The following is a 24,000-nucleotide window of genomic DNA, read 5'->3' on the forward strand; positions in this document are numbered from 1 at the left end:
TCCCTGTCAGCGGACTCATCTTTTGGGGCGTTGGCGCATCTGAGGAGCAGCGAAGCGCGGTGATGCTTGGCGGGCGCGTGCCTTGGTCGTTATCTTCGGGAATGGTCGTACGGGGCGGTCAGGTGAAGGCAATCGAGCCGCGACCTTCCCGAGGTTCCGCGCGCTTGTGATCGAGCGAGGTAGCGGTGGCGAATGTCGAGCCCGGCGGCAGCTCGCCCTTCGGCAGGGCGGCCTGGCCGCTTCTCATTCTGTCTGCTGCGCTCGCGGCCTATTTCGGGCTGTCTTCGCTGCTGCTGCCGTTTGTCGGGGCGCCGAACCTCTACACGGGAATCGAGCGCTGGATCGTTCCGGCAGCAGGCGCTCTCCAGCTCATGGCCGCTGCGGTGGCCTTCGTGCTTATCGGGCGTCGCGACTTGCGCGGCGCGACCCTCGCCGTGGCGGCGTGCTGGATGCTGGGATGGCTCGGGATGCTGCCAGCCGTCATCCGCGATGGGTTCCACGTCAACGCCGAAGCGCGGCTCACATTGGTCTACTTCCTCGCATTGCCCGTGATCGCGGTTTCGGCGGCGGCTCTGGCGTGGCAGAACCGCCATCCGGTCCTGGCCGCCTTCATCGTGACCGCGCCGACCTTGGCCGGCCTCCTGTTCACCCTCGCCTTCGCGATCATCATCGCGATCCACGGTTTTTGAACCGCGACGCCGGCGCCGTATCGTCTGTTTCCATCATGGCCAGACAGGTGCGCCGTCCAGCCCCGCGGTTTCCGGCAGGCCGCAGATCAGGTTCGCGTTCTGCACCGCCTGGCCGGCCGCTCCCTTGCCGAGATTGTCGACCACGCCCAGCGCGATCACCAGATTGCGCTCAGGATCGGCCGCATAGCTGACGAAGGCGAGGTTCGAGCCGGTCGCCCATTTGGTCTGCGGCGGCTTGTCGGTCACGCGGACGAAGGAGCGCCCGGCGTAGAAGCGCCGGGCCGCGTCCAGGCATTGGTCCGTGGTGGCGCTGCCACGGCAATAGATGGTGGCGAGGATGCCGCGGGTCATCGGCACCAGATGTGGCGTGAACACCAGCCCGGCCGCGCTGCCGCCGCTCAGCCGCTCGATCGTCCTGGCGATCTCCGGCATGTGGGTGTGCCTGAGCAGGCCGTAGGGTATCAGGTTCTCGTTGCTCTCGGCGTAGCCGAACTTGCTGTCGCCGCCCCGGCCGGCGCCGGAGATGCCGGTCTTGACGTCGATCACGATATTGCCGGGCTCGATCAGCTTGTCGGCCAGCAGCGGCGCCAGCGCGGCCAGCGTCGCAGCCGGGAAGCAGCCGGGATTGGCGATGCGGGTCTGACCCTCGATCTGAGCCGGCCAGATATCGGCCAGGCCATAGGCCCAGCCCTCGACGTAGCGGTGGTCGCCGCCGATATCGACGATCTTCACATCCCTGGGGATGCGCGCCAGCGCCTCGGCCGAGGCGCCCGTGGGCAGCGACGCGAACAGCACGTCGAGCTTCGGCAGGGTCGTAGGATCCCATTTCTCGATGACCAGTTCGGCCAGCTTGGCCGGCACGCCGGGGAAGCGGTCGACCAGACGGCTGCCGGCGCTGCTCTCGCCTGCGGCATAGACCAGCTCGAAAGACGGGTGGCTCGCAATCAGGCGCAGCGCCTCGCCGCCGCCAAAACCGCTGATGCCGACAATGCCGACGCGAATGCTCATGGTGGTGTCCTTCTGGGGTTCGGGCAAAAGAAAACCCCCGAAGCCGAGGGCTGCGGGGGATCAGGAATGCGGGCCGGGCCGTTCCGGCGAATGGGGCCTACAATGAGGCGCTCACGACGCGGAAGGACGCTGATCGACGCGCAGCCAAAAAGCCGCCGCTTGGGTGAAGCGGCGTCGGCGTCGGTCGCAAAGGGTGCGGTTCCTGAACATGCCCCGGGACACTGTCGGCACCGACAGTCATCGTCAAGTGGAATGTCGGCTTCCGATCGCTTGCGGGGAGAGGCAAAAATCTGCGACCAGGAACAAAAGCAGTGGACCTGCGCGCCATTGAGCGCGCGGGTTGTTGAATCAGCTGAGCTTGCCGTAAACAGGTTCTCGTCACTGACCGGACGGTCTCGCGCTGCTTGTCGAACTCTATGGATTCTGGCATAGCTATTGTAGTGTCAGCAGCCTCTCAATAGGCGCAATCATGACTGATATTTTGTATCAGATTGCAGTTAGTCCGCTCTCGATGATCGTAGTTATGATAATATCTTTGGTTGTTACTTTTCGTAGGGAGAGAGTAACGAAAATTGCATATCGGCGATTATTGATATCTTTGTTGATGTTAGGTCCGATGATGTATATTTATTCATATCATAGCGACGCTGAATTTCGATTCAGACTATTCCTAATCGTGTCAGCTATTTGTATTTGTGATTTTCTCTTATTTTCTAGGTGGCTATCGAAGGGCAATCTTAGCTAGCGCTCAGCAAGAGAGAATGGCCGCTTCTACTCGAACCGGCCAGAATCAAAGTTTCCGATTGATCGTCAAAAAAAGGAGCCGCGCCGCCCGGATGAGCGGCGCGGGCGATTGGCTCAGCCCAGCTCGCTATAAGCCGGCACCGTCAGGAACTCTTCGAACTCCGGCGCCAGCGAGAGCTTCGAGAACAGGTCGATCGCATCGGGGAAACGGCCCTTGTCATAGGCCTCGGCACCGAGCTCGCTCTTCACCCGCGCCATCTCCTCGGGCAGGCAGCGCTTGAACAGCTCGGCATCGACCTTGGCGCCGCCTTCGAGCGCGACACCGTACTGGACGAACTGCCAGATCTGGGCGCGGCTGATCTCGGCGGTCGCGGCGTCCTCCATCATGTTGTAGATCGGCACCGCGCCACGGCCGCGCAGCCAGGCTTCGAGATACTGCACGCCGACGCGGATGTTCTCGCGGAAGCCTTCCTCGGTGCGGGTGCCCTCATGCACTTCAAGCAGGTTGTCGCGGCCGACCTGGACGTCCTCGCGCAATTTGCCGAGCTGGTTCGCCTGCGGCATCAGCCGGTCGAACACCTCCATCGCGACGGGGACGAGGTCGGGATGGGCGACCCAGGTGCCGTCATGGCCGTCACCAGCCTCGCGCTCCTTGTCGGCCTTGACCTTGGCGAAGGCGGCGGCATTGGCTTCGGGGTTGTTCTTGACCGGAATCTGCGCCGCCATGCCGCCCATGGCGAAGGCGCCGCGGCGATGGCAGGTCTTGATCAGCAGCAGCGAATAGGCGCGCAGGAAGGCCTTGGTCATCACGACCTGCGAGCGGTCGGGCAGGACGAAGGCCTTGTTGCGGGCGAGCTTCTTGATGAAGGAGAAGATGTAGTCCCAGCGGCCGCAGTTCAGGCCGGCCATGTGCTCACGCAGCTCGTAGAGGATCTCGTCCATCTCGAAGGCGGCCGGCAGGGTCTCGATCAGCACGGTCGCCTTGATCGTGCCGGTCTTCAATCCGAGCGCGGTCTGGGCAGCGACGAAGACGTCGTTCCAGAGACGTGCCTCGATATGGCTCTCGAGCTTGGGCAGGTAGAAATAGGGGCCCGAGCCCTGCGCCAGCGCCGCCTTGGCGTTGTGGAAGAGATACAGGCCGAAATCGACCAGCGCGCCCGAGGCGATCTCGCCGTCGATCTCGATATGGCGCTCCGGCAGGTGCCAGCCGCGCGGGCGGATGATCAGGACGGCGGGCTTGTCCTTGAGCTTGTACGCCTTGCCGTTGCCGGCATCGGTGAAGTCGATCTTGCCGGCCCAGCGGTCCTTCAGGTTGATCTGGCCTTCGACCATGTTGGCCCAGACCGGCGAGGAGGCGTCCTCGAAATCAGCCATGAAGACCTTGGCGCCGGAATTCAGCGCGTTGACGATCATCTTGCGATCAACCGGGCCGGTGATCTCGACGCGGCGGTCGAGTAGATCGGTGGGGATGGTCGCGACCTTCCAGTCACCCTCGCGGATGTGCTTGGTCTCGGCCAGGAAATCCGGGGTCTCGCCGGCGTCGAAGCGCTTCTGGCGCTCCTTGCGCACGGCGAGAAGGCGCTTGCGGGTCTCGTTGAAGCGGCGCTGCAGCTCGGCGACGAAGGCGAGCGCATCATGGCTCAGGACCTCGTCATAGCGTTCGGCGAGCGCGCCCTTGACGACAACGCCGGCGGGAAGGTTCAAGCTGGTCGGGACGGTCATAGTTCTTGTCTCTCACCTACATCAGGTGAACGCAGTATGCAGGTATTCGATTTTGTCGGGAATGGCAGAGAATGTCAGATGATCTGATCCGAAATGGAAATAATCCCGCGCCGAAGCGAAAGCGGCCCTGAGGGCGCCATTGCCAGTGCGTGTCACGGCGCGGGGCGTGCCGGTTGACGATCAGGGGATTTGTTCATGACCGCCATCCGCCTCGGCCTACTCGCCGCCGCGCTCGCCAGTTGCCTCGCGGCCGCGCCGGCCTTCGCCCAGAACCGCTGCGCCGTCACCGACCCGACCGGCACGCCCCTCAACATCCGCGAGACGCCGAATGGCGAGATCATCGGCCGCGTCACCAACGGCGCCGGCATCCGCGTGATCAACACCTCGTCCGACGAGCGCGGCCGGGCCTGGGCGCTGATCAGCCCGCGCGGCCGCAACCATGTGGTTGGCTGGGTCTATCGGGAGTTTGTCTCCTGCTATTGAGGTCGAAGCGCTAACCAGCTGGCAATAGGACCGCGGGGAACCCTCTCCTGTAAGGAGAGGGCAGGGTGAGGTGTAGGAGGTCAGACCAGTGCCGCGAGACCTGACCGCGCGGTCGGGTTCAGGCCAACGTTTGCAGTCCGAACACCTCGCCCCTACCCCTCTCCTTCCAGGAGAGGGGATCCCGCGCCTCATCCTGTCAGTTCGTTAAACCGCCTCAAAAACGCTCCCTGCGCGTCCTCCGTCGCCTGCGGCTCGAGCAGCGCCAGCACCTCGCGCGGCAGGGCTTGCGGGCGGCCGAAGAAGCGCAGCGCCTCCTCGCGCTCGAAGCCGGCAAGCTCGGTCGCTTCCAGGAAGGCCGAGATCTTGTCGGCGTCCTTGGTCTTGCGCTTGACGACCGCCGGCGTCGCCGCCGGCAGGCCAAAGCGCAGATGGATCGCCGCCAGCAGGCGCAGCTCGACGCCCTTGTAGGCATCGCCCATCACCGCCTTGAATGGTGAGATCATGTCGCCGATGACGTATTCCGGCGCATCGTGCAGCAGCGCCATCAGGCGCCAGTCCCGCGGCCAGTCCGGGTTGAGATGGCCGGCGATGGCCTCGACCAGAAGGCTATGCTGCGCCACCGAGAAGGAATGCGCACCCCGCGTCTGGCCGTTCCAGCGCGCGACGCGGGCAAGGCCATGGGCGATATCCTCGATCTCGACATCGAGCGGCGAGGGATCGAGCAGGTCGAGCCGGCGGCCGGACAGCATGCGTTGCCAGGCGCGCGGTGGGGCAGGCGGTTTGGCCATCAGGCGGCGGGGCGCGTGTCGCTGGCGAGCGCCGCGCATTCCTGCCAGCGGAAGCAGCCGGTCAGGTGGTCGTTGACCATGCCGCAGGCCTGCATCACCGCATAGACGATGGTCGGGCCGCAGAAGGTGAAGCCAGCAGCCTTGAGTTCCTTCGAGATCGCCTTGGAGACGGCGGTCTCGGCCGGCACCTGTTCGTGGGTGCGGAAGCTGTTCTGGATCACGCGCCCGTCGAGATGCTTCCAGAGGAAATCGGTGAACGGGCCTTTCTCGCTGAGCCTGAGATAGGCCTGGGCATTGCGGATCGTGCCCTCGATCTTGCCGCGATGGCGCACGATGCCGGCATCGGCCAGGAGTCGCTGGACATCGGCCTCGCCGAAGCGGGCGACGGTTTCCGGCTCGAAGCCGGAAAAGCCGGCGCGGAAGGCGTCGCGCTTGCGCAGGATGGTGATCCAGGACAGGCCGGCCTGGAAGCCGTCGAGCATCAGCTTTTCCCAGAGCGTGCGGGAATCGTATTCGGGCACGCCCCATTCGGTGTCGTGATAGGCGAGATAGAGCGGGTCGCTCCCCGGCCAGATGCAGCGATATTTGCCGTCGGGACCCTCGACCGCCTCGCGCCCGCCGGTGACGTCAGTCATGCCGCTGCTCCGAATTCTGGCTCGCCCGGATAGGGGAAGCGGATGAAGGAAGGCTTCGGCGCCAGCGTGAATTCGAGGCCGCCGGCATCGAGCCTGTGGCCGGCGGCGAGCGCATCCGCCACCCGGTCGAGTCGGAGCAGGGCGAGCCCACGGCCATTGGCGCAAGAGCCGACGCGGCCGAGCGTCTTGCCGCCGGCGCTGGCCTCGACGCCGTCATCCGGGTTGATGCCCTCGCTGAAGACGATCGGCACGATCCGCGAGCGGGCAGTGCCGCGGTGCTGCATGCGCGAGACCACCTCCTGGCCGATATAGCAGCCCTTCCTGAAGGAGACGCCGCCGAGCTGGTCGAACAGCGCCTCGTGCGGGAAGGCGTCGCCATAGAGGAAGTCGCGCCCGCCATCGGGAATGCCGAGGCCGATGCGGCGGCCGTGGTAGTCGTCCATGCCGCCGTCGACGAGCTCGTCGGCGCCATCGCGGTCGACGACGGCGCGCTCGCCGAGCTCAGGGATGCGCGGATCGGCATAGACCAGCCCGGCATCGGCCGGCAGCTTGCCGCCATCGGTCGCGGCGATCACCGCCGCGCTCTCGCTGAGATCGTCGAGCGCCACCTTGGCGCGCAGCTTGTAGAGCTTCAGCTTCTTCATCAGGTCGGGAATCTGGAGCAAAGGCGTGTCGAGCAGGAAGCCGCCGCCCTCCGCGTCCGGCACGGCGACAACCAGAAAATCGCCGATGATCTTGCCTTGCGGTGTCAGCAGCCCGCCATATCCGGCGCGCTCGGGCGTGACGCTCTCCATCGCGTTGGTGACGATGTTGTCGAGGAAGTCGCGGGTGTCGTCGCCGCTGACGCGGATGACGCCGCGGTCGACCAGTCTGGTTGCCGGCATGGCGGGGGGCTCTCTGAGCGATCTTTAGTTTCGGCGCGGGGCGCCATTCGCCCCGATAGTTAGGGTGCTTCGGCCAAAGGCTCAACCGATGCGACCAGGGAGACAGGAAACGGGTGCCGCATGCAGCCGGAGGCCGACGAAATTTTTTCGGGGTGCTGTCGATCCGGCGTTTCCCCGTTCGACGTGTCGGTAAGAAGCAGCGGACGGCCGCAGGTCATGGCGGCACCCGCCCGAGCTTCGAAGGACGCGATGCGGGGCCAGGTTCCCGCGAGTTCGGGAGAGATCAGATGAGACAAGTCGTTGCCGCCACCTTCGTGTCCCTCGATGGCGTCATGCAGGCGCCGGGCGGCCCGCATGAGGATCCGCAGGGCGGCTTCAGCCATGGCGGCTGGACCTTCCATTACTGGGACGAGGCGATGGGCAAGGTCATGGACAAGGCCCTGTCCGACGAGTTCGACCTGCTGCTCGGCCGTCGGACCTACGACATCTTCGCGGCGCACTGGCCCTATGCCGGTGACGATCCAATCGCGGTCAAGTTCAACGCCATCACCAAATATGTCGCGACCTCCGAGCCGCAGACCCTGAGCTGGCAGAACAGCGTCGCGCTGCGCGGCGATCCCGCCGCTGAGGTCGCAGCGCTGAAGCGCCAGGATGGGCGCAAGCTCCTGCTGCAGGGCTCGAGCGAGCTGATCCAGGCGCTGCTCGCCAAGGACCTGATCGACGAGATCACGCTGCTGACCTTCCCGGTCGTGCTCGGCAAGGGCAAGCGGCTGTTCGGCAAGGGCGCGATGCCGGCTGCCTTCAAGCTGGTCGAGAGCAGCGCCTCCAGCACCGGCGTCATCATGGCGACCTATCGCCGTGAGGGCGAGGTCACCACCGGCTCCTTCGAGTTCGCCGAGCCGAGCGTCGCCGAAATCGCCCGCCGCGAAAAATATGCGGCCAGGGGCTGAAAAATTTTCGGAAGCCTGTCGATCGGGGCGAGCCTCGTTCGACGTGAAGACAGAGGGCGGGATTTTTCTCGCTCCATACCGAAGCGAAGCCAACGCGTAGAGATGGGAGAAGACCGATGCGTGTGATGGTTCTGGTCAAGGCCAACAAGGACAGCGAAGCCGGCGTGATGCCGGACGAGGACCTCCTCACCAAGATGGGGGCCTATAACGAGGAACTGGTGAAGGCCGGCGTGCTGCTGGCGATGGACGGGCTCCATCCGAGCGCGAAGGGGCTGCGCATGCGCTTTGACGGTGCAAAGCGGACGGTCCTCGACGGGCCCTTCGCCGAGACCAAGGAGCTGCTCGCCGGCTTCTGGATCTGGCAGGTCCGCTCCTTCGACGAGGCCGTCGAGTGGCTGAAGCGCGCGCCCTTCGACGGCGGCACCGAGATCGAGCTGCGCCCGATCTTCGAGATGGAGGATTTCGGCGAGGTGCTGACGCCCGAGCTGCGCGAGCAGGAAGAGCGCGTGCGGGCGGAGTCGGCGAAGCTCGCCGGCTGATCGGACGAAGGCTTTCAAACCCCATTCAACCCGGAGGGTGGCAGGCGAGGCCTGCACTGCTCCCATCAAACGGAGAAGACCGATGCGTTTCATGGTTCTGGTCAAGGCGACCAAGGATAGCGAAGCTGGCGCCCCGCCGACCCGCGAACTGGTCGATGCGATGATGGCCTATAATGAAGAGCTGGTGAAAGCCGGCATCATGAAGGGCGGCGACGGCCTGCAGCCGAGTGCGAAGGGCGCACGCGTCCAGTTCGACGGCGAGAAGCGTTCCGTCGTCGATGGGCCGTTCGCCGAGACCAAGGAGCTCGTCGCCGGCTACTGGCTCTGGGAGTGCAAGTCGCTCGACGAAGCCATCGCCTGGGTCAAGCGTTGTCCCAACCCGATGCCCGGCCCGTCCGAGATCGAGATCCGCCCGGTCGTCGACATCGCCGATTTCGGCGAGATGGTCTCGCCGGAGGCCGCCGCGACTTGGGATCGGCTCAAGAGCGAGGTCGGCAACGGCTGAGCAGCTTGCCAGCCACGATGTTGATGGTGTGTATCGCAGGCCATGACGGCAAGCGATGCACACCGCGCCATCGAGGCGGTCTTCCGGATCGAGGCCCCCCGGCTGATCGCGGGCCTCGCCCGCGTCACCCGCGACGTCGGCCGGGCCGAGGAGCTGGCGCAGGACGCGCTCGTCTCCGCGCTCCAGCAATGGCCGGATGAGGGCGTGCCGCGCAATCCCGGCGCCTGGCTGATGCAGGCCGCCAAGCACCGCGCCCTCGACGACCTCCGGCGCGCCAAGATGCTGAAGCGCAAGCATGAGGAGATCGGCCGCGACCTCGACGAGGAGGACGATCCGATCGCCGGGATCGAGGACGCGCTCGACGACGAGCTTGGCGACGACCTGCTGCGCCTGATCTTCACTGCTTGCCATCCTGTGCTTTCGGTCGAGGCGCGCCTCGCGCTGACGCTGCGCCTGATCGGCGGCCTCACCACCGAGGAGATTGCGCGCGCCTTCCTGGTGCCGGAGCCGACCATGGCGCAGCGCCTGGTCCGGGCGAAGAAGGCGCTGGCCGAGGCCAAGGTGCCCTATGAGGTACCGCATGGGCCCGAGCTGGCGAACCGCCTCGCCTCGGTGCTGGAGGTGGTCTACCTGATCTTCAACGAAGGCTATGCCGCGACCGGGGGCGAGGACTGGGTGCGCCCGGCCCTCTGCCAGGAGGCGATGCGGCTCGGGCGCATCCTCGCTGGCCTCGCGCCGCAGGAGCCGGAGGTGCACGGCCTCGTCGCCCTGATGGAGTTGCAGGCCTCGCGCCTGCGCGCCCGGATCGGGCCCGATGGCGAGCCGGTGCTGCTGCTCGACCAGAACCGGGCGCGCTGGGACCGGCTGCTGATCAATCACGGCCTCAAGGCTTTGGAGACGGCGCGCAGGCTGTCCGCCACGCCGAGCCCTTATGTCCTGCAGGCCGAGCTCGCCGCCTGCCATGCCCGCGCCAATACCGCTGAGCAGACCGACTGGCGCAGGATCGCCGCGCTCTATGGTGCGCTGGGTGCACTGACGCCGTCGCCGGTGATCGAGCTCAACCGCGCCGTCGCGGTCTCGATGGCGGAGGGGCCGGCGGCAGGGCTGGTTCTGGTCGATGCGCTCGCCTCGGCGCCGGCGCTGAAGAATTACCATCTGCTGCCGAGCGTGCGCGCTGATTTCCTGGTCAAGCTCGGCCGCCATGGCGAGGCGGAAGCCGAGTTCACCCGCGCCGCCGGGATGACCCGGAATCGGCGCGAGCGCGACCTGCTGCTCAGTCGGGCGGAGACGGCGCGAAAGGCGCAAGCAATCGGCTGAAGAGGCCGGCTGGAGCCTCTTCCGGTCTGAGATGCTCGGGTCAAGCCCGAGCAGCCGGCTTTCGCTAGTGCCGCGTGCCGGTGGTGAAGTTGCCGCAGCGGATCTTCTCCGGCAAGGCCTCGGCGAAGACGGCGGTCGCCTCCTCGCCATAGGTCTCGACCAGCGTGCGCATCGCCGCGAACAGGGCGGCATGGGCGAGCGAGTCGGAGTCGAGCCCGTCCTGGCGCGCCTCGGCGAAGGCGTCCTCGACATAGCAATAGGCGACGCGCCGGGCGTCCTTGACGTCCTCGGCGAGGGTCGGGTCGAGCGGCAGGTCGTCGGAGAGAGCGGACATGAAGGCAGCGGTATCCGGCGTCGAAAGGAACCTGTCGGACGGAACGGGCGCGCATGGGATCGCGACCATTCCGCTGATTTGCCCGGCAAGGATACGGCCGGCGGCGGCCGGGCGCCATCATGGTCTTTAAGAAAGGTTAATTCGCGGGGGACAATTCTGCCTAAGAATGGCGCAAGCCCGTGCCGAAAGCAGGCGAACCCGCATCCAGCCGGATACGAAATGGCGATCTAACTCCTTGTCAGAGCCCTGGATTGTCCCGAAAGCGGGCAACTGGTTTCGCGGGCTGCTGCGTCAGCCGCCGAAGCGGCTCGCCAGCGCCTTGGCGAGCTTCTCGCCCTCCTGGGCGAGGCGGGCGGAGGCCTCCTGCGAGCCGTCGCTGCAGGTGCGGTGCGTCGCCGAATAGGCGCGGTAGCCGCGGTTATAGGCGCTCGCCAGCCGCTCGCGCCGCTGCGGCGAGCGCCCTTCCGACTCGAGCAGCGTCGCCATGCGCTCGCGCCAATCCTGCGCCTCGCGGGTCTCGCAGAGCGTGCGCAGATAGGCGAGCGAGCCGATGATCTCGGCGAGCTGCAGCAATTGCGGCTCATAGGGCGGGGCCGGTGATTCAGGCTCCGGAGCCGGCTCGGCCGGGCGCTGCTGCTGCGGCTGGGCCGGCCGCCGCGTCTGGGCCAGCAGCGCCTGCGGGCTCGCGGCCAGTGCGGCGAGCATCAGGGCTGCGAGCGCGCTTTTCGTCATGCGCCGTTGCCAGCGACGATGGCGGCAGCGCGACGCAGCACGTCGCCGAGCTCGCGCGTCGTCGGCAGGCCGCCGAGCTTCAGTGGATCGACCCATTTGACCGCCCCGGCCTCAGGTCCCGGCCGCGGCTCGCCCGAAAGCCATTCCCCGACGAAGGAGGCGATGACGAAATGATGGGTCACCACGCCCTTGGGATCGCGACCGACGATCTCGACATGGCGATTGAAGCCGATGATCCGGGCGGTGACGCCGACCTCCTCCTCCAACTCGCGCAGCGCCGCCTCTTCCAGGCTCTCGCCGGCCTCGACCTTGCCGCCGGGCAGCGACCAGAGCTGGTCGGCAGGCGGCTGGGTCCGCGTCGCCAGCAGGACCTTGCCGTCGCGAAAGACGGCGACCGAGGCGGCGAGCACCGGGCGCGCCGCGGCGCGGGCGGGATTCGGGAACCGAATGACTCGATTGTTTTCCTGACCGTTGTCCTGCCCGCTCACACGTGCTGCCCGCCATTGATGTGGAGCTCGGCGCCGGTGACGTAGCTCGAGGCGTCGGTGCAGAGGAAATGGATCGCCCTGGCGACCTCCTCCGTCCTGCCGAGGCGCTGCATCGGCAGCTTCTCGACGATCTTGTCGGTGCCGGGGGAGAGTATGGCGGTGTCGATCTCGCCCGGAGAGATCGCGTTGACGCGAATGCCGAGCGGGCCGAAATCGGCGGCCATCTCGCGGGTCAGGCTGGCGAGCGCCGCCTTCGAGGTCGCATAGGCGGCTCCGGCGAAGGGGTGGACGCGCGAGCCGGCGATCGAGGTGACGTTGACGATCGCGCCCTTGGCGGCGGTCAACTCGTCGAGCAGGCCGCGCGCCAGCATGATCGGCGCGAAGAAATTGACCTGGAAGACGTGGTGCCAGTCGTTGAACGAGGTCGTGGCCGCCCCTAGCCGGCCGCCCTTCGGCCCCTTCGGCGAGATGCCGGCATTGTTGACCAGCGCGTTGAGCTTGCCGCCTTCGGCGGCGAGGCGCTTCTTGATCTCGGCGATGCCGCGCATCGTATCCTCGGGGTCGCCGAGGTCGATCTGGACATGGTCGTCTGCGCCCGAGGGCCAGGGGCATTTGTCCGAGAAGGCCTGGCGCGAGCAGGACAGGATGCGCCAGCCGGCCATGGCGAACTGCATCACCGTGGCATGGCCGATGCCGCGGCTGGCCCCGGTCAGCAGCATGACCGGGCGCTTGCCAGGCTCCGTCTTCGGGAAGTCGAACTTGGGCATGGCCATGTATTTGTGACTTTCCCTCAGGGATAGAGCCGGGCTTTCGTCCAGGCGTCGCCGGGAGCGGCGCGGCGGAAGACGATGCGGTCGTGCAGGCGGAAGGCGCCGTCGCGCCAGAACTCCATGTAGACCGGGGCGATGCGGAAGCCGGTCCAGTGCGGCGGGCGCGGCACCTCGCCCACGCCGAATTTCAGCGCATAGCTTGCCACCGCCTTTTCAAGCGCGAACCGGCTCTCAAGCGGCCTGGACTGCTGCGAGGCCCAGGCACCGATGCGGCTGTCGCGCGGACGCGACTGGAAATAGGCGTCGGCCTCGGCGTCGCTGACCCGGCTGACCGGGCCGCGGATGCGGACCTGCCGACGCAGGCTCTTCCAGTGGAACAGCGCGGCCGCCTTGGGCTGGCCGGCCAGCTCCTCGCCCTTCTGGCTCTGGGTGTTGGTGTAGAAGACGAAGCCCTCGGGGCTGCGGCCGTTCAAGAGGACCATGCGCGAATTGGGCATGCCGTCGGCATCGACCGTCGAGAGCGCCATGCCGTTCGGGTCGTTCGGCTCGGAGGCCTTGGCTTCCTCCAGCCAGCTTTCGAACAGGGCGAAAGGCTCCTTAGCCTCGGTGAAGTCACCGCTCGTTAACGGATTCACGTCTTAAATCCTCGCAAGTTTTGGAAGCGTCGGGCGAGCGCGATCCGTAATGCGGTTTGAGTTGGCAGTCATATATAAGCCCCGCGCGCAGCGGAGCCAGAGGCCGCGTGAGCGCAGTCCCCTTGCATCAGGGGCATCGCTCCTCGGCGTGCTCCTGCTCGGGCTGGCCTCGGCGGGCTGCTCGATCTCCTTCCCGATCATGGGTTTGTCGAGCAAGGCCGAGGACGAGGTCGCGATGACCACCGCCTCGGTGTTGCCGGCGCGCGCCGTCGAGGGCAAGAGCCCGCTCGTCACGCTCGCGCCCGATCTCGGCCCCGAGGACTGGCGCCGGGCGGAAGGCGCGATGGCGCTGGCGCTCGACCCACAGGGCAATGGCGCGCCGGTCTCCTGGGATAATGCCCAGAGCGGCATGAAGGGCACCTTCACCCCGGTCGGGGGGCCGTTCCTGAAATCGGACGAGATCTGCCGCGCCTTCCTGGCCGCGATGAGCCTGCAGACCGGTCCGGTGAAGCTGCAGGGCACCGCCTGTCGGCCTTCGGGTGGCGAATGGGCGGTGACCGAGGCCAAGCCGTGGAAAGGCACGGTCTAAGAGCCTCTCTTGGCCTGTTGCAACTGCGCCACAGTCTTCCCATCTAGGATGCGGTTCCGGTACGCCGGAATACGAGTCCTCTGGGGGTGTTTGAATGCGTGATCCGTATCAGGTTCTGGGCGTGGCGAAATCGGCCGACGAGGCCGAGATCAAGAAGGCTTATCGCCGCCGCGCCAAGGACCTGCACCCCGACCGCAACCAGGGCGATCCGAAGGCGCAGGAAAAGTTCTCCGAGCTGAATACCGCCTACGAAGTCATCGGCGACGCGGACAAGCGCAAGCAGTTCGACCGCGGCGAGATCGACGCCGAGGGCAAGCCGCGCTTTTCCGGTTTCGAAGGCATGGGCGCCGGGCGCCGCGGCGCGCAGCATGGCGGCTTCGATTTCCATTTCGACGGCGGTGGACCCGGCCGCGGCGGCGATCCCGGCTTCGACCCGGCCGACATCTTCGGCTCGCTCTTCGGCGAGGCGGCCAGGCGCGGCGGCGGGCGCGGCCGGCAGAGCCAGCCGCAGAAGCCGCCGGAGCAGAGCGTCACCCTCGAAGTCGGCTTGGCCGAGGCGGTCAATGGCGGCACGCGCCGGGTGAAGCTGCCCGGTGGGCGCGAGGTCGAGGTGACGATCCCCGAGGGCGTGGTCGACGGCAAGGTCATGCGCCTGCGCGGCCTCGGCCAGACCCATCCGCTCACCGGCGAGGCCGGCGACGTGCTGATGACGATCAAGGTGAAGCCCGATTCCCGCTTCACCGTCGACGGCATCAATCTGCGCGCACGCGTCGCGGTGCCGCTGGCGCTCGCCGTGCTGGGCGGGCCGATCCATGTGCCGACGCTGTCGGGCGCAGTCGAGATGAACGTGCCGCCGCTGACCGGCACGGCGCGCCAGTTCCGCCTGCGCGGCAAGGGGCTGCCCGGCGCCAAGAAGGGCGAGCAGGGCGACCTCTTCGTCTCGATCGACATCGAGATGCCCACCGAGGATGCCGAGCTGACGGCGCTGATGAAGGCGCGGGCGGGCTAGATCTTCGTTTCTCTCTGGAAGGCGGGATGCACCTCCTCGTCATTGCGAGGAGCGTAGCGACGAAGCAATCCAGGGGCGGCAGGTCTGCTCGGCAAGTCCACCTGGATTGCTTCGCTACGCTCGTAATGACGGACAGGTGCCACCCAGGGCTGCCTCCGGATACTGGAAGCTGAACAGGAATTCGGCAGACGGCGCTTCCACCGCCCCGCCACCTCAGTTATGAGACCGTCCGGTTCTCTTTTGCCGGTTCGTCCAGTTCGAAGGTCTCAGATGCCTGAATCCAGCAGCGCCGCCCCGACCGCCAACCTCCTGCGGGGCAAGCGCGGTCTCGTCATGGGCGTCGCCAACAACCGCTCGATCGCCTGGGGTATCGCCAAGGCTGCGGCGGATGCCGGCGCCGAGCTCGCCTTCACCTATCAGGGCGATGCGCTGAAGAAGCGGGTCGAGCCGCTGGCGCAGCAGCTCGGCGGCCATGTCGTCGGCCATTGCGACGTTACCGACGGGGCGACGATCGACGCTGTCTTCGGCGAGATCGAGAAGCTCTGGGGCAAGCTCGACTTCGTCGTCCATTGCATCGCCTTCTCCGACAAGGACGAGCTGACCGGCCGCTATGTCGACACGACCGAGGCCAATTTCTCGAAGTCGCTGCTGATCTCCTGCTATTCCTTCACGGCGATCACCCAGCGCGCCGAGAAGCTGATGCCGGATGGCGGCTCGCTGCTGACTCTGACCTATTACGGCGCCGAGAAGTGGATGCCGCACTACAACGTCATGGGCGTCGCCAAGGCGGCGCTGGAATCGAGCGTGCAATATCTCGCCGCCGATCTCGGCCCCCAGAAGATCCGCGTCAACGCGATCTCGGCCGGGCCGATCAAGACGCTGGCGGCCTCGGGCATCGGCGATTTCCGCTACATCCTGAAGTGGAACGAGTACAACTCGCCGCTGCGCCGCACCGTCACCATCGAGGAAGTCGGCGAGACCGCGGTGTTCCTGGTCTCCGACATGTCGCGCGGCATCACCGGCGAGGTGATGCATGTCGACGCCGGCTATCATGTCGTCGGCATGAAGGTGCCGACCGCGCCGGACATCTCGCTCGACAAGGGCGAGTGAGCGTTCAGCCCGGCTGAGACGCCAGCATCCCTTCCAGCCGCGAAGTCCCCTCGACATCGCGGCTGATGTCCTGGCTCGCGATTGCTGCCAGCAAGGCGGCGACTTTCTGGTCACCGATCATGATCGCCGGCGCGATCTCCGCCAGCGGCGCCAGTACGAAGGCGCGCTCGGCGATGCGCGGATGCGGGACCTGCAGGCCCGGCCGGTCGATCGTCTCTCCGCCATAGGTCAGGATGTCGATGTCGAGCGTGCGGGGGCCCCAGCGCTCGCGCCGCTCGCGGCCGCTCTCGCGCTCGATCGTAAGGCAGAGCGCGAGCAGGTCGTCGGCTGAGAGCGAGGTCTCGACCAGCACCGCCATGTTGCGGAATTCGGGCTGGTCGAGCTTGCCCCAGGGTGCGGTGCGCCAGACCGAGGAGACGCCCCTGAGCTCGACGGCGTCATGGGCGCGCAACCGCGCCAGCGCTGCCGCGAAGGCCGCGACGGGATCGCCGAGATTGCCGCCGAGACCGAGCGTCGCCGCAATGCTCACCGCGTGAAGTCCAGCTTGATGCCGACCGATTCCATCCGGCCCGGGATCGGCGGCGCCGGCTTGCGCAAGGTGACGGCGACGCGGGTCACGGCCGGGTATTCGCCCAGGATCGCGACGGCAAGCGCCCGCGCCGCCGCCTCCAGCAGCTTGAAGCGCTTGGCCGAGAAGGTGCGCGTCACTAGGCCAACCACCTCGCCATAGTCGACGGTGTCGGCGATGTCGTCGCTGAGCGAGGATGCCCGCAGGTCGCAATCCAGCACCAGGTCCATCGAGAAGCGCTGGCCGAGCCGGCCCTCCTCGGCGAAATGGCCGTGATAGGCGTAGAGGTCGAGCGCCTCGATGAAGATCTGCCCGGTCGCGCTCATTGTGCTGCTCCGATCGCGGCCCAGATTTTCAAGGCGTCGACATGCTCGTCGACGTCATGGGCGCGGATGATGGCGGCGCCCTGGGTGACGCCGTAGAGATGGGCTGCGATGCTGGCGGCGACACGCTCAGCCGGCACCGCCTTGCCGATGACATGGCCGAGCACCGATTTGCGGGAGGCGCCGAGCAGGACCGGGCAGCCGAGCTCGCCGAGGCGGCGAAGCTGCCGCATCAGCAGGAGAGACTGCTCCGCAGTCTTGCCGAAGCGGCCGATGCCGGGATCGACGACGATCTGTTCGCGCGGCACGCCGGCGTCCAGAGCGATCGCGATCGAGCGTTCGAGAAAGCGCAGGACGTCAGTGAGGATATCGATGTCGGGATCGACCTCCTCGCGATTGTGCATCAGGATGATCGGCGCGCCGTGGCGGGCCGCGACGCCGGCAATGGCAGGCTCGCGCTGCGCCCCCCAGACGTCGTTGACGATCGCGGCGCCGGCTTTCAGCGCAGCTTCGGCAACCTCGGCCTTGTAGGTGTCGATCGAGATCGGGACGTCGCTCTGCGCGGCGATGCCGGTGATCACCGGCAGGACCCGGGCGAGTTCGCTTGCCGCATCGAGGCGGATATGGTCCGGCCGCGTCGACTCGCCGCCAACATCGACGATGTCGGCGCCCTGCCGCGCCAGCGTCAGCCCGTGCGCGATGGCGACCGCGGGATCGGCAAAAAGGCCGCCATCGGAAAAGGAATCCGGGGTGACGTTGACCACGCCCATCAGCAGGGGCCTGGCGCCAAGGTCGAGCCTGCGGCCATCCGGCAATGTCAGCGTGGCGTTCATGCGACTGTCGAGCGATGCGAGAGCCTGCCTCTTACACAGGGCGGTGGGGCGCGGCCACCACAAAGCTCACGAGGCAGTGAGGCTTAGAGCCTCTGACAGAACCTGGACCTATCTGGATGGGTCTTGGAGGAGCCGAATGCCAGGAGGAGCGCGCAGCCGATATCCTTCGATATCGGCAAGTCGGTCCGACGCCGCAGGCGGCCCTCCAAGACCCACCTTCGGCGTCGGGAGTTCGCCCGCCCGCGGCGCTCATGGCGGATCGGACGAATTGCCGACGTCCAGACAGGTCCAGGTTCTGTCAGAGGCTCTTAGGCCTGCGGCGCTTTCGCCGCTTTGACGTTATGGCCCGCAGCGTGCATGAGGCGAGCCATGATTCCGCTGACGATTCCCGGTCGCCTCTTCCTTGTTCGCCACGGCGAAACCGACTGGAATCGCGAAGGCCGCTTGCAGGGCGGCAAGGACATCCCGCTTAACGCGCTTGGCCGCATGCAGGCGGAGGAGGCGGCGCGCCGGCTCAAGGCACTGACCCCGGATTACGCAAGCGTCGATTATCTCTGCTCGCCGATGGAGCGGGCCCGGGAGACGATGACGATCCTGCGCCGCGAGCTCGACTTGCCGCCCGAAGCGTTCCGTATCGACGAGCGCCTGCGCGAACTGACCTTCGGCGACTGGGAAGGCTTCACCTGGCGTGAGATCCGCAAGAGTACGAATGCGAGCGAGCGTGAGCGCGCCCAGGCCCGCGAACGCGACAAATGGGGCTTCGTGCCCCCTGGCGGCGAGAGCTACCGCATGCTGGCCGAGCGCATCCGGCCGGTGCTGGAGGGGCTGGCGCCGGACACGGTGATGGTCAGCCATGGCGGCGTGGCGCGGGCGGTGCTGGCGCTGATCGGGGCGGTCGGCACGGCCGATGCGGCGCGCGTCGAGATCTGGCAGGGCAAGATCCTGGTGGTCGAGGGCGCCAAGGCGACATGGATGTGACAGCCGGCCGCGGGAAGCGGGCGGACACGTAACCGCACACAGGTCTTCAGGCTTGCCGTTCAGCCGCGGTTAAGTCACATCTGCTCCTATACGGCCGGCAGGCGAGCTTCCGCGCGGCTGCGGGTGTCCGGCCTAGGATTGATGGACGCGTCGTCGCGGGGAGGCGGCCGTCCGGCATGAGGTGCGGTCCAGGCATACGGCCGGGACCTGCGGCGGAGCAGGATGAACGACATCACCACAGTTTCGGCCGGCACGGCCGGCTCAGGCGCCACGGCGCTTGCGATGCTGGCCGGCGAGAAGCGGCCCGATCTGCTGCGCGACGAGGTGCTCGCCGAGATCTTCGCAGCGAGCGTGTCGGCGCGTCCCGATCACGCGGCGATGATCTCCGGGGAGCAGCGGCTGAGCTACGCGCAGGTCTGGGCGGAGGCGCAGAAGCAGGCACGCGGGCTCGCGCTGTCCGGCGTCGGGCCGGGCGACATGGTCGGCCTGTGGATGCCGCGCGGCATCGAGCTCCTGGTGGCGCAGATCGCGATCACGCTGTCGGGCGCCGCCTGGCTGCCCTTCGACGCCGAGGCACCGGTCGAGCGCATCGCCATCTGCCTCAACGATGCCAGCGCCAAGGGGCTGGTGACGCAGACCGACTGGAAGGCGCGCGCCGCAGCGACCGAACGCACGGTCTGGTGCCCGTCGCAGCTCGCCGAGGCGAGCGACGGCAAGCCGATGGCGGCTCGTCCCGCCGGGCTCACGCCGGACCATCCGGCCTATCTGATCTACACCTCGGGCTCGACCGGCACGCCCAAGGCGATCGTCATCAGCCAGCGCAACATCTGCCATTTCCTGCGCTCGGGGAACGCGCTCTACGGTATGGGTCCGGAGGACGTGGTCTTCCAGGGCGCCTCGGTCGCCTTCGACCTGTCGATGGAGGAGATCTGGACGCCCTATCTCGTCGGCGCGACCCTGTTCGTCGCGACGCCGCAGATGATGGGCGACGCCGAAAAGCTGCCTTCGATCCTGAACGAGGCCGGCGTCACCGTGATCGACACGGTGCCGACTTTGCTCGGCATCCTGCCCGCCGACGTGCCCTCGCTGAAGCTGATCCTGCTCGGCGGTGAGGCGCTGCCGCCCTCGATCGTGCAGAAATGGTCGAAGCCCGGCCGGCGCATCTTCAACACCTACGGGCCGACGGAAGCGACGGTGGTGGCGACCGCCGCGCCGGTCGAGCCGGGCGAGACCGTCACCATCGGCCGGCCGATCCCGAACTACACCGCCTATATCGTCGACGACGAGATGAAGCTGACCGGCGTCGGCCAGCAGGGCGAACTGCTGATCGGCGGCCCCGGCGTCGCCAAGGGCTACCACTTGAGGCCGGAGCTCACGGCCGAGAAGTTCATCGCCAATCCGTTCGGCGGCAGCGGCGGCGATCCCGTGCTCTACCGCTCCGGCGATGCCGTCAGCCTCGACGAGAACGGCAACATCGTCTTCCACGGCCGCATCGACGACCAGGTCAAGATCCGCGGCTTCCGCGTCGAGCTCGGCGAGATCGAGACGGCTTTGTCGGACGAGGCCGGCATCAGCCAGGCCGCCGTGGTGTTGCGGACCGATGACGGCATCGAGCGGCTCGTCGCCTTCCTGGTCGGCGAGCCCGGCGTGCAGATGGAAGGTTCGGTGCTGCGGGCGTCGCTGCGCGAGAAGCTGCCGCCTTACATGATCCCGGCGCATTTCGAGCCGGTCGGCTCGCTGCCCCGCATGATCTCCGGCAAGGTCGACCGCAAGATGCTGAAGGCCGCGCCATTGACGGCGCCGGCTGCGAGCGGCGAGCAGGAACCGCCGCGCAACGAGACCGAGGCGGCCCTGCTCGATGCCGCCAAGCGCGTGCTCGGCGCGCAGGCGCTGCCGCTCGAGGCGGATTTCTTCGTCGATCTCGGCGGCCATTCGCTGCTGGCGGCGCGCTTCATCTCGATCGTGCGCGAGACGCCGGCCTATGCGGGCATCACCCTGCAGGACGTCTATGGCGCGCGGACCTTGCGGGCGATGGCGGCGCTGCTCGATTCGCGCGGCATCCAGGCCGAGCAGGACCTCTCCTTCACGCCGCCGCCGCTGCGCCGCCGCTTCCTCTGCGGGCTGGCGCAGGCGATCGCGCTGCCGATCATCATCAGCCTGTCGACGGCGCAATGGCTCGGCATCTTCGTCAGCTACATGCTGCTCTCGGGCGAAGAATTGTCGGCGATGGCGCAGGTCTTCGCGCTGCTCGGCATCTATGTCGCGATCACGCTCGTCACCGGCTTCATCGCGATCGGCCTGAAATGGCTGGTGCTCGGCCGGACAAGGCCCGGCACCTACCCGCTCTGGGGCGTCTATTATTTCCGCTGGTGGTTCGCCTCGCGCGTCGCCGGGCTCGTGCATATCAAATGGCTGCAGGGCACGCCGGTGATGCGCTTCTACTGGCGCCTGCTCGGCGCCAAGGTCGGGCGCGACGTCATCATCTCCGATTACGAGGCCGGCGCGGTCGATCTGGTGACGCTCGGCGACGGCACGACGCTGGGATCGAAGACCACCTTCGCCAATGCCGAGGCGGTCGGGGCCGATTTCATCATCGGCAAGATCACCATCGGCAAGGACGTCTACGCCGGCTCCTCCGTGGTGTTCGGCCATGGCTGCACTGTCGGCGACCACGCCGAGATCGGCGATCTCACGGCGATCGCGCCCGGCGCGACGATCGGCGCGGCCGAGATCTGGGACGGTTCGCCCGCCCGCAAGACCGGCATGGTCGATGTCGAGTCCCTGCCGCCGCAAGCCGAGGCGAGCGCCGGGCGCCGGGCGGCGATGACGCTGTTCTATATCGTCATGCTGATCGTGCTGCCGCCGATCAGCCTGCTGCCGATCTTCCCGGCCTTCTGGCTGTTCGACAAGATCGACAACTGGGTCGCGACCTGGTCCGACGTCAGCTATCTCTGGTACCTGCCGATCCTGACCTGGCCGACGGCGATCGGCCTGATCACCGTCACGGTCTTCCTGATCTGTGCGCTGCGCTGGGCGATCCTGCCGCGCGTCTCCTCCGGCACCTATTCGATCCATTCGGGCTTCTACGCCCGCAAATGGACGGTGGCGCTGGCGACCGAGGTGACGCTGGAGACGCTCTCCTCGCTGTTCGCGACGATCTATATGCGCTTCTGGTACCGGATGATGGGCGCCAGGATCGGCCAGGGCGCCGAGATCTCGACCAACCTCTCCGGCCGCTACGACATCACCGGCATCGGCGCCGGCAACTTCATCGCCGACGAGGTGATCTTCGGCGACGAGGACATGCGGCGCGGCTATATGCGCCTCGACATGACCCGCACCGGCGAACAGGTCTTCGTCGGCAACGACGCGGTCGTACCGCCGGGCGCCGTCATTCCCGACAAGGTGCTGATCGGCATCAAGTCGAAGCCACCGGCGAACGAGCTGATGAGCCCCGGCGACACCTGGTTCGGCTCCCCGCCGATCAGGCTGCCGACGCGGCAGAAGGTCGATCTCGGCGCCGACTGGACCTACAAGCCCTCGACCGGCAAGAAGCTGGCGCGCGCCGTCTTCGAGGCGCTGCACACCTCCTTCCCGGCGATGCTGTTCATCACCTTCGGCACGCTCGCCGTCGACCTCGTGCTGCAGCAGAAGATCTTCGATCGTGACTGGGTCGGCCTCGGACTCGCCTTCATGGGCTGCGCCGTGTTGATCGCCATCACCCAGGCGCTGATCTGCGCGCTGATGAAATGGCTGCTGATGGGCGTCTACAAGCCGGTGATGAAGCCGATGTGGTCGTTCTGGGCGATGCGCACCGAGGCGATCGCCGTGCTCTATTGGGGCTTGGGCGGCAAGGTGCTGTTCGACTATCTGCGCGGCACGCCGTTCCTGCCCTGGTTCCTGCGCCTGTTCGGCGCGCAGTACGGGCAAGGCGTCTGGCTGGATTCCACCGATATCACCGAGTTCGATTGCATCAAGGTCGGCGATTTCTGCACCGTCAACGCCCATTCCGCCTTGCAGACCCATCTCTACGAGGACCGGGTGATGAAGGTCGGCAAGGTCACGCTCGGCAAGGGCGTCTGCGTCGGCGCCGGGGCGACCGTGCTCTACGACACCCATGTCGGCGACTATGCCCAGATCGGCCTGCTCACCGTGATCATGAAGGGCGAGAACCTGCCGGCGAACACGCGCTGGGAAGGCGCGCCGGCCGTGCCGGCGACGGGGCACTGATGACCCAGCGTCACTCGGCGGCCTGACGACGTCCGCCCTGCAGCGGCAGTTCGATCTCTGCCGGCTGCAGCGGGCGCACCGCGCCCTTCGGGAGATCGCCGAGCGCCAGCGCGCCGATGCCGATGCGGACGAGGCGCAGCACCTTGCCACCGGCAGACTCGACGATCCGCCGGATCTGCCGGTTGCGGCCCTCGTCGATCACCATCTCGATCCAGGCATTGCGCTGGCCATGGCGCAGCAGGCTTGCCGCCTTGGTCGTCAGTCTCTCGCCATCGTCGATGGCCCCGGCGCGCAGCCGCTGCATCATCGCTTTGTCGGGGACCCTGTCGATCTGGACATGATAGGTCTTCTCGACGCCGGAGGCCGGGTCGAGGATGGTGTTCGCCCAGCGGCTGTCATTGCTTAGCAGCAGCAGGCCTTCGCTCGCCTGATCGAGCCGGCCGACCGGCGCGACGAAGGGCAGCTCCATCCCGTCGAGGCAGGCATAGATCGTGGCGCGCCCCTGCGGATCATGCCGCGTCGTCAGCATGCCGCGCGGCTTGTTGAGCATCAGATAGACGCGCTGCTCGGCACGGACTGGCTCGCCATCGATGCTGATGCGGGCGCGGCCGATCTGCAGGCGCAGGGACGGATTGCGGGCGAGCCGCCCGTCGACGCGGACGCGGCCCTCGGCTATCAGCCGCTCGGCCTGGCTGCGCGAGCAATAGCCGAGCTTGGAGAGGGCGCGCGCGAGGCTGACGGGCGCCGGGCCCGGGCCGAGAAGTCTGAACATGATGATTTCCGGACGGCAGCGCGGGCTGCCGGCGCCGAGATGGCGCAGGACGAAGTGCGAGCGGCGGCGCGCGAAAGCGAAGCCTTGCGAGCCTGTCCGGTCGGATGCGGATTGGACTCGTTGCGATGCCGCGGCAGCGCGCATCGTGGCTGGTCCAGCGCCACGGTCCCCGAGCGGCGCTCTCGCCAGCTCGGGGCTAGGTGCCCGCGATGATGACGCTCCCGGGGCGCCAAGAGCGCAGGAGGATGCAGCCCTTGCGTCGCATGGGGCCTAGAAGCCCCACCGCTCTGGGCCTGTCAATCCCGAGGTCGTGCGAGCCGGCAAGGGCCGTTCACCATCAGGCCAAGCATGTCCTTGCGACTCAA

General features: G+C 67.0%; 25 protein-coding genes. 11 read left to right on the top strand and 14 right to left on the bottom strand.

Features of this window, described 5'->3' with window-relative positions; all coding sequences use genetic code 11:
• Window positions 1-185: 185 nt before the first annotated feature.
• Window positions 186-689: a hypothetical protein gene (locus AC3WLC_RS02830; RefSeq protein WP_493682414.1), complete on the top strand. Its 504-nt coding sequence runs from the start codon at window positions 186-188 to the stop codon at window positions 687-689.
• 33 nt (window positions 690-722) lie between these two features.
• Here the strand turns inward: AC3WLC_RS02830 and argC are convergent, their stop codons facing one another.
• Window positions 723-1,697 carry an N-acetyl-gamma-glutamyl-phosphate reductase gene (gene argC, locus AC3WLC_RS02835; protein ID WP_493682415.1) on the bottom strand — a complete coding sequence of 325 codons (975 nt, stop codon included), beginning with the start codon at window positions 1,695-1,697 and terminating at the stop codon, window positions 723-725.
• Between the two features lie 858 nt (window positions 1,698-2,555).
• Window positions 2,556-4,163, bottom strand: a complete 1,608-nt coding sequence (gene aceB, locus AC3WLC_RS02840; protein WP_493682416.1) for a malate synthase A — start codon at window positions 4,161-4,163, stop codon at window positions 2,556-2,558.
• 195 nt (window positions 4,164-4,358) lie between these two features.
• Here aceB and AC3WLC_RS02845 point away from each other — a divergent pair, with 195 nt between their 5' ends.
• A complete protein-coding gene (locus AC3WLC_RS02845; protein WP_493682417.1) occupies window positions 4,359-4,646 on the top strand; it encodes an SH3 domain-containing protein in 288 nt (95 codons plus the stop codon).
• Window positions 4,647-4,834: 188 nt separating this feature from the next.
• Here the strand turns inward: AC3WLC_RS02845 and AC3WLC_RS02850 are convergent, their stop codons facing one another.
• The 3 genes from AC3WLC_RS02850 to ygfZ are packed head-to-tail and all read right to left on the bottom strand — an operon-like array spanning window position 4,835 to window position 6,953.
• Complete coding sequence (locus tag AC3WLC_RS02850; RefSeq protein ID WP_493682418.1) at window positions 4,835-5,434, bottom strand: YfbR-like 5'-deoxynucleotidase; 600 nt, start codon at window positions 5,432-5,434, stop codon at window positions 4,835-4,837.
• On the bottom strand, window positions 5,434-6,069 hold the full coding sequence (locus AC3WLC_RS02855) for a DNA-3-methyladenine glycosylase I (protein ID WP_493682419.1): 636 nt from the start codon (window positions 6,067-6,069) through the stop codon (window positions 5,434-5,436). The genes AC3WLC_RS02850 and AC3WLC_RS02855 overlap by 1 nt, the downstream gene beginning before the upstream one ends.
• Window positions 6,066-6,953 carry a CAF17-like 4Fe-4S cluster assembly/insertion protein YgfZ gene (ygfZ, locus tag AC3WLC_RS02860; protein ID WP_493682420.1) on the bottom strand — a complete coding sequence of 296 codons (888 nt, stop codon included), beginning with the start codon at window positions 6,951-6,953 and terminating at the stop codon, window positions 6,066-6,068. Before ygfZ ends, AC3WLC_RS02855 begins: the two co-directional genes overlap by 4 nt.
• Before the next feature lie 287 nt (window positions 6,954-7,240).
• On the opposite strand from ygfZ, the gene AC3WLC_RS02865 reads away from it, so the two are divergent.
• The 4 genes from AC3WLC_RS02865 (at window position 7,241) to AC3WLC_RS02880 (ending at window position 10,264) form a co-directional block, all read left to right on the top strand.
• Window positions 7,241-7,903 (top strand): dihydrofolate reductase family protein, encoded by a 663-nt coding sequence (locus tag AC3WLC_RS02865; protein ID WP_493682421.1) that lies wholly within the window; start codon window positions 7,241-7,243, stop codon window positions 7,901-7,903.
• A gap of 116 nt (window positions 7,904-8,019) precedes the next feature.
• Window positions 8,020-8,442 carry a YciI family protein gene (locus tag AC3WLC_RS02870; protein ID WP_493682422.1) on the top strand — a complete coding sequence of 141 codons (423 nt, stop codon included), beginning with the start codon at window positions 8,020-8,022 and terminating at the stop codon, window positions 8,440-8,442.
• Between the two features lie 82 nt (window positions 8,443-8,524).
• Complete coding sequence (locus AC3WLC_RS02875; protein ID WP_493682423.1) at window positions 8,525-8,947, top strand: YciI family protein; 423 nt, start codon at window positions 8,525-8,527, stop codon at window positions 8,945-8,947.
• 42 nt (window positions 8,948-8,989) lie between these two features.
• Window positions 8,990-10,264 (top strand): RNA polymerase sigma factor, encoded by a 1,275-nt coding sequence (locus AC3WLC_RS02880; protein WP_493682424.1) that lies wholly within the window; start codon window positions 8,990-8,992, stop codon window positions 10,262-10,264.
• Window positions 10,265-10,328: 64 nt separating this feature from the next.
• Here AC3WLC_RS02880 and AC3WLC_RS02885 read toward each other — a convergent pair whose 3' ends face one another.
• From AC3WLC_RS02885 to pdxH, 5 genes are all read right to left on the bottom strand, one after another.
• Window positions 10,329-10,598: a hypothetical protein gene (locus AC3WLC_RS02885; RefSeq protein WP_485848461.1), complete on the bottom strand. Its 270-nt coding sequence runs from the start codon at window positions 10,596-10,598 to the stop codon at window positions 10,329-10,331.
• A 291-nt stretch (window positions 10,599-10,889) separates the two neighbouring features.
• Window positions 10,890-11,330, bottom strand: a complete 441-nt coding sequence (locus tag AC3WLC_RS02890) for a TIGR02301 family protein (protein WP_493682425.1) — start codon at window positions 11,328-11,330, stop codon at window positions 10,890-10,892.
• A complete protein-coding gene (locus AC3WLC_RS02895) occupies window positions 11,327-11,740 on the bottom strand; it encodes an NUDIX hydrolase (RefSeq protein ID WP_493682426.1) in 414 nt (137 codons plus the stop codon). The genes AC3WLC_RS02890 and AC3WLC_RS02895 overlap by 4 nt, the downstream gene beginning before the upstream one ends.
• Before the next feature lie 74 nt (window positions 11,741-11,814).
• Window positions 11,815-12,537, bottom strand: coding sequence for an SDR family NAD(P)-dependent oxidoreductase (locus AC3WLC_RS02900; protein WP_493683122.1), 723 nt, complete (start codon window positions 12,535-12,537; stop codon window positions 11,815-11,817).
• A gap of 71 nt (window positions 12,538-12,608) precedes the next feature.
• Window positions 12,609-13,223, bottom strand: coding sequence for a pyridoxamine 5'-phosphate oxidase (gene pdxH, locus AC3WLC_RS02905; RefSeq protein WP_493682427.1), 615 nt, complete (start codon window positions 13,221-13,223; stop codon window positions 12,609-12,611).
• A 148-nt stretch (window positions 13,224-13,371) separates the two neighbouring features.
• On the opposite strand from pdxH, the gene AC3WLC_RS02910 reads away from it, so the two are divergent.
• The 3 genes from AC3WLC_RS02910 (at window position 13,372) to fabI (ending at window position 15,931) form a co-directional block, all read left to right on the top strand.
• A complete protein-coding gene (locus AC3WLC_RS02910) occupies window positions 13,372-13,812 on the top strand; it encodes an RT0821/Lpp0805 family surface protein (RefSeq protein WP_493682428.1) in 441 nt (146 codons plus the stop codon).
• A 94-nt stretch (window positions 13,813-13,906) separates the two neighbouring features.
• Window positions 13,907-14,821, top strand: a complete 915-nt coding sequence (locus tag AC3WLC_RS02915) for a DnaJ C-terminal domain-containing protein (RefSeq protein WP_493682429.1) — start codon at window positions 13,907-13,909, stop codon at window positions 14,819-14,821.
• A 270-nt stretch (window positions 14,822-15,091) separates the two neighbouring features.
• Window positions 15,092-15,931, top strand: a complete 840-nt coding sequence (gene fabI, locus AC3WLC_RS02920) for an enoyl-ACP reductase FabI (protein ID WP_291673947.1) — start codon at window positions 15,092-15,094, stop codon at window positions 15,929-15,931.
• 4 nt (window positions 15,932-15,935) lie between these two features.
• Here fabI and folK read toward each other — a convergent pair whose 3' ends face one another.
• The 3 genes from folK to folP are packed head-to-tail and all read right to left on the bottom strand — an operon-like array spanning window position 15,936 to window position 17,655.
• Window positions 15,936-16,460, bottom strand: coding sequence for a 2-amino-4-hydroxy-6-hydroxymethyldihydropteridine diphosphokinase (gene folK, locus AC3WLC_RS02925; protein WP_493682430.1), 525 nt, complete (start codon window positions 16,458-16,460; stop codon window positions 15,936-15,938).
• Window positions 16,457-16,825 (bottom strand): dihydroneopterin aldolase, encoded by a 369-nt coding sequence (folB, locus tag AC3WLC_RS02930; RefSeq protein WP_493682431.1) that lies wholly within the window; start codon window positions 16,823-16,825, stop codon window positions 16,457-16,459. Before folB ends, folK begins: the two co-directional genes overlap by 4 nt.
• Window positions 16,822-17,655, bottom strand: coding sequence for a dihydropteroate synthase (gene folP / locus AC3WLC_RS02935; protein WP_493682432.1), 834 nt, complete (start codon window positions 17,653-17,655; stop codon window positions 16,822-16,824). The genes folB and folP overlap by 4 nt, the downstream gene beginning before the upstream one ends.
• Window positions 17,656-18,024: 369 nt before the next feature.
• Between folP and AC3WLC_RS02940 the strand changes: the two genes are divergently transcribed.
• Both AC3WLC_RS02940 and AC3WLC_RS02945 read left to right on the top strand, forming a co-directional pair.
• Window positions 18,025-18,633: a histidine phosphatase family protein gene (locus AC3WLC_RS02940; RefSeq protein WP_493682433.1), complete on the top strand. Its 609-nt coding sequence runs from the start codon at window positions 18,025-18,027 to the stop codon at window positions 18,631-18,633.
• Between the two features lie 222 nt (window positions 18,634-18,855).
• Complete coding sequence (locus tag AC3WLC_RS02945; protein ID WP_493682434.1) at window positions 18,856-22,863, top strand: Pls/PosA family non-ribosomal peptide synthetase; 4,008 nt, start codon at window positions 18,856-18,858, stop codon at window positions 22,861-22,863.
• Window positions 22,864-22,873: 10 nt separating this feature from the next.
• Here the strand turns inward: AC3WLC_RS02945 and AC3WLC_RS02950 are convergent, their stop codons facing one another.
• Window positions 22,874-23,635 (bottom strand): pseudouridine synthase, encoded by a 762-nt coding sequence (locus AC3WLC_RS02950; protein WP_493682435.1) that lies wholly within the window; start codon window positions 23,633-23,635, stop codon window positions 22,874-22,876.
• Window positions 23,636-24,000: the final 365 nt, after the last annotated feature.

Source organism: Allobosea sp. GW821-FHT03A12 (assembly GCF_058986765.1).

Excerpts from the sequence above, each read along its gene's own strand:
- argC (WP_493682415.1), bottom strand. The coding sequence starts at position 1,697 with ATGAGCATTCGCGTCGGCATTGTCGGCATCAGCGGTTTTGGCGGCGGC.
- aceB (WP_493682416.1), bottom strand. The coding sequence starts at position 4,163 with ATGACCGTCCCGACCAGCTTGAACCTTCCCGCCGGCGTTGTCGTCAAG.
- AC3WLC_RS02845 (WP_493682417.1), top strand. The coding sequence starts at position 4,359 with ATGACCGCCATCCGCCTCGGCCTACTCGCCGCCGCGCTCGCCAGTTGC.
- AC3WLC_RS02850 (WP_493682418.1), bottom strand. The coding sequence starts at position 5,434 with ATGGCCAAACCGCCTGCCCCACCGCGCGCCTGGCAACGCATGCTGTCC.
- AC3WLC_RS02855 (WP_493682419.1), bottom strand. The coding sequence starts at position 6,069 with ATGACTGACGTCACCGGCGGGCGCGAGGCGGTCGAGGGTCCCGACGGC.
- ygfZ (WP_493682420.1), bottom strand. The coding sequence starts at position 6,953 with ATGCCGGCAACCAGACTGGTCGACCGCGGCGTCATCCGCGTCAGCGGC.
- AC3WLC_RS02865 (WP_493682421.1), top strand. The coding sequence starts at position 7,241 with ATGAGACAAGTCGTTGCCGCCACCTTCGTGTCCCTCGATGGCGTCATG.
- AC3WLC_RS02870 (WP_493682422.1), top strand. The coding sequence starts at position 8,020 with ATGCGTGTGATGGTTCTGGTCAAGGCCAACAAGGACAGCGAAGCCGGC.
- AC3WLC_RS02875 (WP_493682423.1), top strand. The coding sequence starts at position 8,525 with ATGCGTTTCATGGTTCTGGTCAAGGCGACCAAGGATAGCGAAGCTGGC.
- AC3WLC_RS02880 (WP_493682424.1), top strand. The coding sequence starts at position 8,990 with ATGACGGCAAGCGATGCACACCGCGCCATCGAGGCGGTCTTCCGGATC.
- AC3WLC_RS02885 (WP_485848461.1), bottom strand. The coding sequence starts at position 10,598 with ATGTCCGCTCTCTCCGACGACCTGCCGCTCGACCCGACCCTCGCCGAG.
- AC3WLC_RS02890 (WP_493682425.1), bottom strand. The coding sequence starts at position 11,330 with ATGACGAAAAGCGCGCTCGCAGCCCTGATGCTCGCCGCACTGGCCGCG.
- AC3WLC_RS02900 (WP_493683122.1), bottom strand. The coding sequence starts at position 12,537 with ATGCTGCTGACCGGGGCCAGCCGCGGCATCGGCCATGCCACGGTGATG.
- AC3WLC_RS02915 (WP_493682429.1), top strand. The coding sequence starts at position 13,907 with ATGCGTGATCCGTATCAGGTTCTGGGCGTGGCGAAATCGGCCGACGAG.
- fabI (WP_291673947.1), top strand. The coding sequence starts at position 15,092 with ATGCCTGAATCCAGCAGCGCCGCCCCGACCGCCAACCTCCTGCGGGGC.
- folB (WP_493682431.1), bottom strand. The coding sequence starts at position 16,825 with ATGAGCGCGACCGGGCAGATCTTCATCGAGGCGCTCGACCTCTACGCC.
- folP (WP_493682432.1), bottom strand. The coding sequence starts at position 17,655 with ATGAACGCCACGCTGACATTGCCGGATGGCCGCAGGCTCGACCTTGGC.
- AC3WLC_RS02940 (WP_493682433.1), top strand. The coding sequence starts at position 18,025 with ATGATTCCGCTGACGATTCCCGGTCGCCTCTTCCTTGTTCGCCACGGC.
- AC3WLC_RS02945 (WP_493682434.1), top strand. The coding sequence starts at position 18,856 with ATGAACGACATCACCACAGTTTCGGCCGGCACGGCCGGCTCAGGCGCC.
- AC3WLC_RS02950 (WP_493682435.1), bottom strand. The coding sequence starts at position 23,635 with ATGTTCAGACTTCTCGGCCCGGGCCCGGCGCCCGTCAGCCTCGCGCGC.